10 protein-coding genes are annotated in these 12,458 nt (G+C 59.6%); 8 read left to right on the forward strand and 2 right to left on the reverse strand.

The genetic code is table 11. The features are described 5' to 3' along the window. Positions 1-146: 146 nt before the first annotated feature. The 4 genes from OZX64_RS06055 (at position 147) to OZX64_RS06070 (ending at position 5,176) form a co-directional block, all read left to right on the forward strand. Entirely contained in the window at positions 147-1,022 is an 876-nt protein-coding gene (locus tag OZX64_RS06055; RefSeq protein WP_277172050.1) for a pyridoxamine kinase, read from the forward strand. Between the two features lie 484 nt (positions 1,023-1,506). Further along, positions 1,507-1,995: a YraN family protein gene (locus tag OZX64_RS06060; RefSeq protein WP_277172052.1), complete on the forward strand. Its 489-nt coding sequence runs from the start codon at positions 1,507-1,509 to the stop codon at positions 1,993-1,995. Next, positions 1,995-3,530 (forward strand): YifB family Mg chelatase-like AAA ATPase, encoded by a 1,536-nt coding sequence (locus OZX64_RS06065; protein ID WP_277172054.1) that lies wholly within the window; start codon positions 1,995-1,997, stop codon positions 3,528-3,530. Before OZX64_RS06060 ends, OZX64_RS06065 begins: the two co-directional genes overlap by 1 nt. Continuing rightward, the gene (locus OZX64_RS06070) at positions 3,530-5,176 is read left to right on the forward strand and encodes a DNA-processing protein DprA (protein WP_277172056.1); all 1,647 of its coding nucleotides are present in this window, start codon (positions 3,530-3,532) and stop codon (positions 5,174-5,176) included. Before OZX64_RS06065 ends, OZX64_RS06070 begins: the two co-directional genes overlap by 1 nt. Before the next feature lie 287 nt (positions 5,177-5,463). Here the strand turns inward: OZX64_RS06070 and OZX64_RS06075 are convergent, their stop codons facing one another. After that, on the reverse strand, positions 5,464-5,808 hold the full coding sequence (locus OZX64_RS06075) for an MGMT family protein (RefSeq protein ID WP_277172058.1): 345 nt from the start codon (positions 5,806-5,808) through the stop codon (positions 5,464-5,466). A 96-nt stretch (positions 5,809-5,904) separates the two neighbouring features. On the opposite strand from OZX64_RS06075, the gene OZX64_RS06080 reads away from it, so the two are divergent. From OZX64_RS06080 to OZX64_RS06090, 3 genes are all read left to right on the forward strand, one after another. Continuing rightward, positions 5,905-7,875 carry an FAD-binding protein gene (locus OZX64_RS06080; RefSeq protein WP_277172060.1) on the forward strand — a complete coding sequence of 657 codons (1,971 nt, stop codon included), beginning with the start codon at positions 5,905-5,907 and terminating at the stop codon, positions 7,873-7,875. Between the two features lie 99 nt (positions 7,876-7,974). Further along, the gene (locus OZX64_RS06085) at positions 7,975-9,054 is read left to right on the forward strand and encodes a 2Fe-2S iron-sulfur cluster-binding protein (protein ID WP_277172062.1); all 1,080 of its coding nucleotides are present in this window, start codon (positions 7,975-7,977) and stop codon (positions 9,052-9,054) included. A gap of 114 nt (positions 9,055-9,168) precedes the next feature. Next, positions 9,169-9,813: a methyltransferase gene (locus OZX64_RS06090; RefSeq protein ID WP_277172064.1), complete on the forward strand. Its 645-nt coding sequence runs from the start codon at positions 9,169-9,171 to the stop codon at positions 9,811-9,813. 11 nt (positions 9,814-9,824) lie between these two features. Here OZX64_RS06090 and OZX64_RS06095 read toward each other — a convergent pair whose 3' ends face one another. After that, on the reverse strand, positions 9,825-10,805 hold the full coding sequence (locus OZX64_RS06095) for a TIGR00730 family Rossman fold protein (protein WP_277172066.1): 981 nt from the start codon (positions 10,803-10,805) through the stop codon (positions 9,825-9,827). A gap of 136 nt (positions 10,806-10,941) precedes the next feature. On the opposite strand from OZX64_RS06095, the gene OZX64_RS06100 reads away from it, so the two are divergent. Continuing rightward, positions 10,942-12,411, forward strand: a complete 1,470-nt coding sequence (locus OZX64_RS06100) for a DUF6287 domain-containing protein (RefSeq protein ID WP_277172067.1) — start codon at positions 10,942-10,944, stop codon at positions 12,409-12,411. The last annotated feature ends 47 nt before the right edge of the window (positions 12,412-12,458 follow it).

The raw sequence follows: 12,458 nt of genomic DNA on the forward strand, positions 1-12,458 counted from the left end.
ATGAACTTCTCCCCGGTTCGTCATCTGGCGGACAGAGCAAGCGGGTCTGTCCTCGGCACGGCTAGAGTCGTTACCAGCGACGTCGCGGGCAATCCCGCCCGCGACGGACGCCGATATTATTCATAGACTTTCTGAAAGGTCATGAAATGCAAGAAGATACGACGCTCTATGAGCGCGACCCCAAATACATCCCCCGCGTGGCTGCCGTGCACGATATGTGCGGCTACGGCAAATGTTCGCTGACCGCCGCGATCCCGATTCTTTCGGCGTGCGGCTGCGACGTGTGCCCGGTGCCGACGGCCCTGTTTTCGGCACACACCAAGTTCCCGGTCTACACCTTCCACGACACCACCGATATTCTTTCCGACTATCTCGACGCCTGGCAGAAGGTCAACGTCGATCTTGACGGCATCTATTCCGGCTTCCTCGGTTCGGCCGAGCAAGTGGACCTCATCAAGCGCCTGTACCGCGAATATCCGAAGGCGCTGCGGCTGGTCGACCCCGTGATGGGCGACGGTGGGCAAATGTACCCGACTTATTCCACCGAGATGTGCGATGCCGTCAAGACGCTGGCGGACGGCGCCGACGTGCTGATGCCGAACCTCACCGAGGCATCCATCCTCACCAAACGCGACTACCCGGGCCAGAACCTCGACGATGATGAGGCGACCGATTGGGTCGGCGCACTGCTTGATATGGGAGCGAAGAACGTCGTATTGAAGGGCATCGACCGCGGCGACGGCAAGCTGCGCAATTTCGTGGGCAGCGCCAGCACCGGGGCTTCGGCACGCGTCGAACTCGCCCACGACAAGCTGCCCTACATGATCCACGGCACCGGCGACGCCTTCGCCTCGGCGTTGTGCGGCGCGGTGATGGCCGGCAAGACGCTTGGCGAGTCGGCTCAGGTGGCCGGCGAATTCGTGCGTCACGCCATGGAGTCCACCCGCAACCAGCCCGATTTCGAGAATCGCGGCGTGAGCTTCGAACTTGATCTGGATGAGCTCACCGGGCTCGTCGGCTGAAGGGTTCATCATCAGTTTTGATTGACGATCGCCGTCCCGCAGTTTCTTTGTTATCGTTGTTTTGAAATCCGCGGTACGGCACCGGTCTGGAATCATCGTTCCCCTGCTTATCGGCATCTATATTTGCGCCGTTGAACAAGGGAATTTTTATATTGCTTCTTAGCTCATACCAAGCACAGCAACCATCAACGATGACAGCCAATAAAGCATACGCACAGTTTCTTGGTGTGAATACATTGGTGAATACTTTCGGCTTCCTGCACAAGGTTTTCCACCACTGACGCGACCAGCGGCAACACTGTCCACCACCGACACCACGACTTACGCACACGCTCCCGAAATCGTCCACAACGTTAGTCACAATCGCATTACGTCATCGTGAAGTTACCCACAGAAACGCCGAGAAAAATGAAAAGGCCTATCATTCGACCACCGTGCCCGTTTTTTACACGCTAAAAACGCGAACCATGCAACACTGAAATACATGGACACAAATATTTCAGCAACACAACGACCTCAATCCGTCACCTGTTTCGGCGGTGCCGCCGACCTTGACGACATACCGTCAGAAGGTCTGCTGGCACAGCTCGAAGAGCAACTGGCTATGCCCGACCTTTCGTCCAAGCAACTGGGCGCCATCGGCGAACAGTATGCGGCGGCATGGCTGACGCAGCTCGGCTGGCACGTACTGACCAGAAACTGGAGCACCCGCTTCGGCGAGTTGGACATCATCATGATGACCCCGGACCATATCGTGGTGTTCGTCGAGGTGAAAACCCGACGAACGCAACGTTACGGCACCCCACAGGAGGCCATTACCCCGCACAAACAGGCCAACCTCCACCACGCGGCGGCCCTGTGGCTGGCAGGGCCCGGCAAGTCGATACGGAGAACCGGCATCCGCTTCGACGCCATGTCGATCCTGCTGCAAGGCAACAGACCGAGAATCCAACACATACCGGGGGCGTTCTGATGGCCATCGGGACGGCAATGTCGGTCGGATTGGTGGGGCTGAAAGCCAACGCCATCCAAATGCAGGCCTTCATCTCACCGGGACTGCCGTATTTCTCAATCATCGGCCTGCCGGATGCCTCGCTGAGCGAAGCACGCGAACGGGTGAAGTCCGCCTGCCAAGCCAGCGGATTCAGTTGGCCCGAGACCCGGGTGACGGTCAACCTCTCACCGGCCTCCCTACCCAAACGCGGCTCGTCGCACGACACGGCCATCGCCGTTTCCGTGCTGAGTGCGGCCGGCGTCATTCCCCACGATTGCCTGGCGGACACCATAGTGCTCGGCGAACTCAATCTCGACGGTTCGGTGCTCCCGGTCAAAGGTGTTCTGCCAATCGCCCTTTACGCCCGGGACCACGGCATCGACCAGATCATCGTGCCGCAGCGCAATGTCGAGGAAGCCGAACTGGTCGAAGGACTCGACGTGACCGGCATTCGCCATCTAGGCGAGCTCATTGAACTGATGGGGGGCGAGGCGAAATACCGAATCTGCGAAACCAGCATCCCCGCCGGTCAAACAGCCAACGAGGATGAATCGAGCCTCACTCCGCCCGTCGGCGACATGGCCGAAGTCATAGGGCAGGAACGCACGAAATGGGCACTTGAAGTGGCCGCCGCCGGCGGTCATCATCTGCTGATGACCGGGCCACCCGGCTCAGGCAAGACCATGCTCGCCTCACGTATGCCGGGCATCATGTGTCCGCTCAACGAGCAGGAACAGCTTGAAGTGGCATCGATACGTTCGTTGTGCGGAACCCTGCCGAATTATGGCATCAGCGATGTGCCGCCGTTCGAAGCCCCGCATCACACCGCTTCCACGGCGTCGCTGGTCGGCGGCGGATCCGGCATCGCCACCCCGGGAGCCATCACTCGGGCTCATCGCGGAGTGCTGTTCATGGATGAGGCGCCGGAATTCTCCCCTCGTTCGCTGCAGACCCTGCGCGAGCCTCTGGAAAGCGGATACGTGGCGCTTTCACGTTCCAAAGGAACGACCTACTACCCCGCCAATTTCCAGCTCATCATGGCCGCCAACCCTTGCCCGTGCGGTTATGGGTATGGTGACGGCTCGCGCTGCACCTGCAAGGAAAAGGACCGTATCCGCTATTTTTCCAGACTTTCCGGGCCCATCCTCGACCGCATCGACATCCAAGTCGAAGTGCCTCCGGTGGAACACCTGATGGCACAAAGCTCGCAGCCGCAGACCACCAGCGAACAGATGCGGCACAAGGTCACCGACGCCCGACGCGCCGCACAGGAGCGCTTCGCCGCCTATCACTGGACCTGCAACGCGCAGGCCTCCGGAACATGGCTGCGTGCGAACACCTCGAAGGCCGCTCTCGTCCTCATCGACCAAGCGTTGAAAAACGAACGGCTGAGCCTGCGCGGAGCCGACCGAACGCTGAGATTGGCATGGACTCTCGCAGACCTGGGCGGCAAAACGACACCAGGCCGCGAAGAGATGATGCAGGGTATCGCCCTACGAACGAAGGAGTCATAATGAACGACACCGCATTGGCATCCTCCACGACTCGGCTACCGTCCATCGATGACGACACCTTGGCACGGGCCATCCTGACCTTCTGCATCGACAGCGCCGACGCCCTGCTCTTTGCCACCATCAAAGGTGCCGGCGACGCCACCACCGCTTTACGCCTGATCGCCGACGAACAAGGAGGCACGGCCAACCGCAACCGGCTCGACGAGGTTTTCGCCGCAGGAACGGCCAAATGGGGCAGAAAAGTCAACGCGCGAGGCATGGCCTCGTTCCATCACGGACTGGAACGGTGGCGAGAACGGCTGCGCCAACTGCCTTCAGGCGACGAAAAAGAACTCAAAGACTACTTCACGGCGACCGGATCGCAATGGATCATCGGACCGGCCAGCCCCTTCTGGCCGACTCAGCTCGATGACCTCTCCATCAGAAAAGACTGGGCCTCACCGTTGTGCCTATGGGGCATCGGCGACCCGGCGGCGTTGACGAGCTGCCCGCAACCGTTGGCCGTCGTCGGCTCACGAGGCGCCGACGATTACGGACGATACGTGGCCAAAACCGTGGCCAAAAAAGCCGCGGAGCAAGGGCATCTCGTGGTTTCCGGAGGGGCGTTCGGCATCGATGCCGCAGCACATTGGGGCGCACTCGACACCATGAGCGGCATCGGCGAAGAGCAAAGCGGACGGACCGTAGCGGTGTTCGCCGGAGGACTCAACCATATCGGCCCCGAACGCAACCAGCCCTTGTTCGAGCGTATCAAAGCCAACGGCGGCGCACTCGTCAGTGAGCTTTGCCCAGACACCATCCCTGAGGCGAGACGGTTCCTTTTGCGCAACCGCATCATCGCGGCCCTGGCCTCCTCCGTCGTCGTCGCGCAGGCGCGCAGCCGATCGGGAGCATTGAATACGGCCAATTGGGCAGCGGAATTGGGACGCCAGGTCTATGCGGCTCCGGGCAATATCAACATCCCCGGCAATACGGGATGCAATTGGCTGATCCGCGATCAGCGGGCCATCATCCTCACCTCGGTCAATGCCATCGAAGACATCTGCCACGAAGGCCACGCTCCACAAACAACGCCTCTCAGCGACCAGTCATCTTCGCCGAACATTGAAATCACAGACAACCCATCGACATCAACGACGACAAATCCGCCCACCGACCCTATGGAGGAAAGCGATGAATACAGCTGCAAACCCCAACGTCCACTCCACCATCGCGATAGCGACACAACACCGCTTATTGCATCAGCCCCCTTGCCAGGCACCACCGATATCTCGCAACTTTCTAAGGGAAACGACACAACGGGAAACGCCACGTCGAACGGCACCGTCACGGATTCATCATCGAAGGCGTCCGAACCCACCGCCGTGCAACAGGAAGTGCTGACAGCCATACGGCGTTGCAGCAGGCAAGGCGTGGCGGCCACGCACGAGGCCATTCTGGCGACGCTCAATACTCCCCGACCTACAGGCAAAAGCCGGTCAACCACACAAAACCGTGCGAACCGGCCCACGACACAGACCCGGCAATGGGATATCGGCAAACTGGAAAGCGCACTCGGGGAGATGGAACTGTACGGCATCGTCCGGCTTCAATCCGGCACTGTCCGCATTATCTCCGGCAAACGCAACAAGGCCCATAGCTCATGACCAATCGTCGTCAGCATAATCTGATAAACAATCCGCTGCTAATTATCAGTCCAGGGCATCTATTGGAAAACGCAAACAGCTCAAAGCCACGACGAGCCGACCACGATATGGACATCACCAAGATAGTTGTTCATCGCCTCAGCCCAGCGGATAGAGCAACCAACTTGAAAGCTACAACCAGCTACGAACCGATCTCGACACGAATAGTGCCGAGATGGCTGCCACCTCGCAACAACCACGAAGGAACCAGTATGAAGCCCAAACCCAACAGCATGGGATCGGCCGCTTCAGCATTGCCATTGGCAACGCTTGAGATCGACCACCCAACCCTCTTCACCGGCGTTTTCATGCTTGGGCGCGGGAGGCAGAAATGACACGCCTTCATCCTCAAGCAACGCCCGCTGGCGGTCGGGGCCGCCGAACGCAAATCCCGGGGCCAACGAACCGTCACGGAAAACGACGCGGTGGCACGGAATCACGCCAGGCTCAGGGTTGCAATGCAGCGCGTAACCCACAAACCTCGCGTTGCGCGGATTGCCCGCGAGCGCCGCCACCTGGCCGTACGTGGCCACCTTGCCTTCGGGAATTTTCCGGACGACATCGTAGACACGTGCATTGAATGCTCCACTCATATCCCCCATGGTACAAACGCCCACCCAACAACGGGAAGAGCTCACCTACCACGTTCCTGCATACGCTCTTGCTGGCCTTGTGCCATAATCGGGGGTATGAGTCCAGAGCAAGTTGAAGACATATACGACGCGGTGATCATCGGTGCGGGGGCGGCCGGATTGTCTGCGGCACTGGGAATCTTAAGAACCGAGAAAATCAAGGAGATGAGCGCCGAAGGCCGTCGCCCGAAACTTCTGGTGATCTCGAAACTGCAGGCCCTTCGCTCGCATACCGGTTCAGCTGAAGGCGGCATCGCGGCCAGCCTCGGCAATGTCGAACACGATGACTGGCATTGGCATTATTACGACACCGTCAAGGGCGGCGATTGGCTGGTCGACCAGGACGCGGCAAAGATACTGGCGCAATACGCTCCGCAGACGGTCGTCAATCTTGAACGCAGCGGCGTGGCGTTCTCGCGCACGGCGGACGGGCATATCGCCCAACGCAAATTCGGCGGGCACACCAAAAACTACGGCAAGGCGCCCGTGAGGCGCGCGGCGTATGCGGCCGACCGCATCGGCCACCAAATTCTCTACGCCCTGTGGCAGCAGTGCATCGGCGCAGGAGTGCAGTTCGCGGAGGAATGGTACGTCACCGACCTGGTCTTGAACGACAGACGCGACAGGGCTTGCGGCGTGGTCGCATTCGACACCCACACCGGCAAGACCCATGCCATCGCCTCCCGTAACATCCTGATGGCGACCGGCGGCGCCGGACGGCTGTTCCACACAACCTCGAACTCCTGGGATCTGACCGGCGACGGCATGGCGTTGGCGCTCAAGGCCGGGCTGCAACTCGAGGATTGCGAGTTCGTGCAGTTCCACCCCACCGGACTGGCGCACACCGGCATCCTTCTTTCCGAAGCCTCACGAGGCGAGGGAGGCATCCTTCGCAACGCCGACGGCGAGGCATTCATGGCCCGGTATGCCCCGGAACACAAGGATTTGGCGGCGCGCGACGTGGTCAGCCGTTCCATCATGGCCGAAGTCGACGCCGGACGCGGCGTGGCCGACCCCAAGGAGCCGAACGGACCCAAGGACTGTGTGTGGCTCGATATGACCGGCATTGACAAGGCTCATATGCTGGAGGTCCTTCCGCAGGTGATTGAGACCATCCGCGATTACGCAGGCCTTGACCCGAGCAAGGATTGGGTACCCGTCAAACCCACCGCGCATTACACTATGGGCGGCATCCCCATCACCACCGACGGCGAGGTCTATCGTTGGCAGGACGGCAACCGTCAGATCGTGCGCGGGCTCTACGCGGCCGGCGAATGCTCCTGCGTCAGCGTGCATGGCGCGAACCGACTGGGCGGCAACAGTCTGCTCGACGCCTGTCTCTTCGGTACCCGCGCCGGCGAATCCATCGCCCGTTCCATCAGTGGCGAGCAGGGCGACGCTGGGAGCAGCGACAATCAATCCTATGACAACAAAAACCGGGATGCCGCACAGGCAGCAGCAGACAAGCGGCAAGCCACGATCAAGACCTTGTTGGCATCGTCCAGCGATGACAATTCTCCTGCAGAAACCGCCGGAAAAGTCGAAGACGCGGCTGTATGTGCGCGGCAAGCCAGCGACGAAACCCCTTCATCTGCCGCGACCAACAGTCATGATGACGTATCTGGTGCCGGCAGGGACAACCCCTACCAGCTGCTGGCCGATCTCGGCACGACGATGGAACATGCACTCGCCGTACGATGCGATGCCGACAGTATCGCCAAAGCGCAGCAGACCATCAACGAAAAGCTGCTTCCCCGGGCCAAAAGCCTGCACACCCATTCGCAGACCACGGCCTTCAACCAGGAACTCACAGCGATATGGGAGGTCCGCAATCTCATCGAACTGGCCCAGGCGATGCTCAACGCCTCGGTCGAAAGGCGTGAGTCGCGCGGAGCGTTCGCCCGTACCGATTTTCCGAAACGCGATGACGAGCATTTCCTGACGCATTCCATGGCCGCCGCCGACGGAACAGTCAGCTGGCAGCCGGTACATATCGTTGATATGCCGCCGAAATCACGCGCATACTAATAGAGTCAGAACCAATCGACAGCCCCTCAACGAGCAGGCACCATACAGGCCACGGTTCGTGGCAGACTGACAGGGAAGCACATAACGAAGGCAATAGCAATGAGTGAAGATGCAATGCATGGCATGAATGTGACCATTCGAATCCAACGATTCACGCCGATGCCAGAACGAGGGCACGCCCGGCGCCACTCCTCCAGTCCTTTCGGCGGCAAAGCCCGTACAGGCAGTCCATTCGGTTCATCCCCGTCACGCCGTCGCATTCGCGGCAAACATTTCAGCCAGGATTACGACTTCGAGGCACAGCCTGGGCAGACCGTACTTGATTGCCTGCTCGACATCAAACGCACCATCGATCCGACACTGGCCTTCCGCTATTCGTGCGGCCACGGCATCTGCGGTTCCGATGCGGTATCCATCAACGGCACGCCGACATTGCTCTGCACCGCCAAGGTCGAGGACTATGCCAAACCGCAATCCAACCAGCCTGCAACGAACAATACGGCGGTCGACGGGTTCCGCCCGACCGGAACCACGCAACAAACCGCCAGAGATACCATCGGTCACAACGCTTCCGAGCAGACTCCTGAGCAGACTTCCGACGAGGACGACCAGCCACGAGCGAGTCTCAATGCAGGCGATTCACGCAACCCCGACGCTTTGAACAGTTCCACAGAAAACGAGAACGCTGCCCCGAACCCGGCTCTCATCGAAATCGCCCCGTTGCCCGGATTCCCTGTGCTACGCGATCTCATCGTCGACATCGACCAGATGATGAACCAAATCAGGAAACTCGAACCGTACTTGAAAGCCGACGGCAAGCTGGCCACCACCACAGACGGCCAGATCGACATGTTCGAATACCTGCAAAAGCCCGAAGAACTCAAGCGTTATGAACTATTGAGCAACTGCATATCCTGCGGGATATGCGAAGGCAGCTGCCCGGTCTACGCCGGCGGCGAGGCGTTCATCGGCCCCGCGGCACTGATCGCCGACTCCCGATTCATCAACGATTCACGAGACAACGCGACCGACCAACGTCTCGATGCCATCGCCACCGCCGACGGCATCACCGCCTGCCAATCCGTGCGTGCCTGCAGCCGTGAATGCCCTCGCGGCATCGACGTCGGCGAAGAGATGTGGCAACTCACCGAACGTGTCAAAAGCCGGCAGAACCGATAACCCATCCCCTTCCCGTCTCACCGGGATTCCGCTTTGGCGATTGCTGGCCGTATCATAAAACCGGTAATCGATGACGCTATAGGCGCTTTGGACAGCAGAATTGCAGGACGGAAGATGAACAAGACAACATACACCAACATGGCCAAGGTTTGGCAATTCGCGGAAACCCATGCGCTGGAAGAGGAAAACGACGTGCTGCGCAAGGCCCGCGCCGACGCTGAAACAGCCAAGCTCCCACAAGGTTCCGCCGCACAGGCCGATCTGCTGCGTTTCATCACCCGGTCGCTCAACGCGACCTCCATCATCAGCGTCGGCACCGGTTCGATCGTCGAGGCCCTACAGCTGGTGGAAGGACTGGGCGGTGCCGGACAACTGACGGCCGTCGACTCCTCCGCCCGCGGCATCACGATGATCCGCAGCCTGTTCGACGACATCTCGGACGCTGCCGAAAACCGCACCACCCTTCGCGCCGTCAACACTTCTCCGGCAGTGTTCCTGCCTCGCCTCAACGCCGGAACCTACGATCTCATCGTCGTCTCCGGTGTGGCCTCCAACTATGAGCCCTCATTCGTCGAAGCGGCGAACCTGTTGAAAACCGGGGGCCGTATCATCTTCACGGACATGTCCGGCCTTGCCTACCCCGATGGCGACAAGCCGAACGCCATGCGCACGCTGCTGAGCAAAGTCGAAGACGACGACCGTTTCGAACAAACGCTCACACCGACGGGAACCGGCATGCTGATTGCCGTAAAACGCTAAAAGGATTCCGCCTACTTCGTCATACCGCCGATCGCCAGCCGCACCGCCTCTTCGGGGTCATCGGTGAACTGGACCTTGTTCAGATCGTCTTCTGAAATGAGCCCGCGATCGAGCATCGGGCCCCGAACCCAATCGAACAGTCCCTTCCAATACTGCGTGTCGAAAAGCACCACCGGCTTGGGTGAGGTCTTGCCAGTCTGCACCAGCGTCAGAATCTCGAACATCTCATCCAAAGTCCCGAATCCGCCAGGGCAGACGATCAACGCCGACGAGTACTTGACGAACATCATCTTGCGTACGAAGAAATAGCGGAAGTCCATTCCGAGGTTCACCCACTGGTTGAGCCCTTCTTCGTGCGGCAGTTCGATGCCGAGCCCGACCGAAACACCACCGGCCTCGGCGGCCCCTCGATTCGCGGCCTCCATGATGCCCGGCCCGCCGCCGGTAATGACCGCGATGCCGCTTTGCGCCGCCAGTTCGCCCATGCGCATGGCCTGACGGTATTCCGGCTCGTTCTCTTTGACGCGTGCCGAACCGAACACGCACAATGCCCTGCCCAGATCGGCAAGCGCGTCGAAGCCCTCAACGAATTCCGATTGGATGCGCAGCACGCGCCAAGGGTCGCCATGTCGCCAATCCTTGCCGTCGCGGGATTTTGTCGCATTTTCCGCAGCTTTTGCAGCATTCCCGGCCGACCGCCCCGACAAGGCTGCATCGTCTTCAGCCGCAGAAGCGTTGCCGTCCGTATCGGCATTGCCGCTTTCTTCGCCGGGAAATGCAAGCAAGGCCTGGTCCGGGGTCTGGGCGGGAATCATCGACCCGCGCATCAGCACCGAGCCGCTACGATGCGTCTCCCATGAGCGCACGTCTTCTATCCGATCAGCCGTCTGTGCCACACCGCGTTGAGTCCCGATCAGACCGCTGTCGTCAGTGTCGCCGCCCGTAGTGCCGCCGTCAATGCCGTAAGATTTTCCCGTTTCATTCGTCATCATGATGCCTGCCGTCCCTTATTGCCGAATCCCGCTTCAATCTCTCCAGAACGCAAGACAAATATGATTCCCACCATATGCTATTGTCCTAAGCAGGAGAAGCCTTCAATACTGTCATTGAAGCAGGAAGGGACGCCAAATGAGTGGTAATCAGCCTTGGAACCAGCCTGGCGCGAATGCGGCATACCCGCCGCAGGCCAATAACGGGATATACAACGCACCGACCAGCAGCATCCCGCCCATCCCGGTCAATGTCCCGCTGCCCGGTGGCATGCAGCCCCAGCAAAACGGCGGTGCGATGCCTGCCAAACCCCACAAAAGCAGAACCACCATGATCGTCATCATCGCAGCCATAGTGGTCGTGCTGGCAGCCGCCGGTGCAGGCGGTTTCTATTATTATTCCTCGAATTCCCACGATGCCGCGGTCTCACAGTACGGCAAGGCCGTCAATCATCTTGCCGATGTCAAATCGGATCTGAAGGCCGCCATCAAGCAGGCGAACAGCGACACCAAAGACATTCATAAAGGTCAGGTCAAGAATCCCGACCTGCTGGGCGACTACCAGAAGAAGCTGGAAGCCTCCAAAAAGCTGTCCACAATCAAGGCAAACGATACCATCGCCGATACGTCCAGCGCTTCCACCAGAGACCTGAAGCAGGCCACACAATCCTTGAACGACCTTGCCAGCAAAGTCAGCAACAGCTCAAAAGACATGAGTAATATCGCCAAAAAACTGGTCGATTCCAAAGCCGACGCCGATGACGTCCTCAAGCCGATCGAACGCGAAGTGACCGCCGCCGAAAAACAGAAGAAGGCGAACGACCAAGAGGCCGCCAACAGCGGCATCGATATGATACAAATCAAACGCGGCGATTATTCCAGCCTCAACGGCACCTGGACTAATCCGGGCGGCGCGTGGATGACCATCACCAACGGCCAGCTCACCCCGCAAAACGCGTTTGCCGGCACCACCCCTCCGTATACGTTGCAGGAATGCGGGGGATATGAAAGCCAGTGCATGAGCTATGGTGACATCCCGTCCACCGAGGCCCAACTGGTGCAGGGAGGCGCCTACCAATACAACGAGGAATCGCCGAGCGTGCAGGAGATACTCATCATCGCGCAAAAGAATTCCGCGCTCAACGACGTCGCTCCCTCCAACGTGACGACCATGGCCGATCCGACGGACCAGTCAAAGGACCGCATCATCCCCATCTGGATCGGAACCAACCAAGGCCAGACGCCGTTCTGCGGCAATTCCGGCTGCGCCTATTATCGCAACGGTGGCGGCGAGGCGTCACAGGCGTCGAAGCAGAAGCTCAAGAGCAAGGTCGATGCGGCCAACGACGACATCGCCAAAATGGATGACCAGTGGGAAGAAGAGGCCAAGGCCAACTTCCAATGCCGCGTCGATGTGGTCAACGGGGCGCAGAAAACCTGCCCCGCCATCGGCGAGAACGGCAAGGACGATTCCGGCAAGTCCGGGGACATCAAGGCCAGCGCCTATTTCGAGCCGGATACCAAAGGGAATTCCGCTTCAACGCCTGTCAGAACAGGTGACGTTGAAAACCTCGGTTCCAACCATGGGAATATCGGTGTTTCACGCTGATTGTTGATTGGCCTCACCCACTGCAACGAACCGTCCGACTGCTCGCC

The sequence above is a fragment of the Bifidobacterium sp. ESL0704 genome, assembly GCF_029392075.1.
GTDB lineage: Bacteria > Actinomycetota > Actinomycetes > Actinomycetales > Bifidobacteriaceae > Bifidobacterium.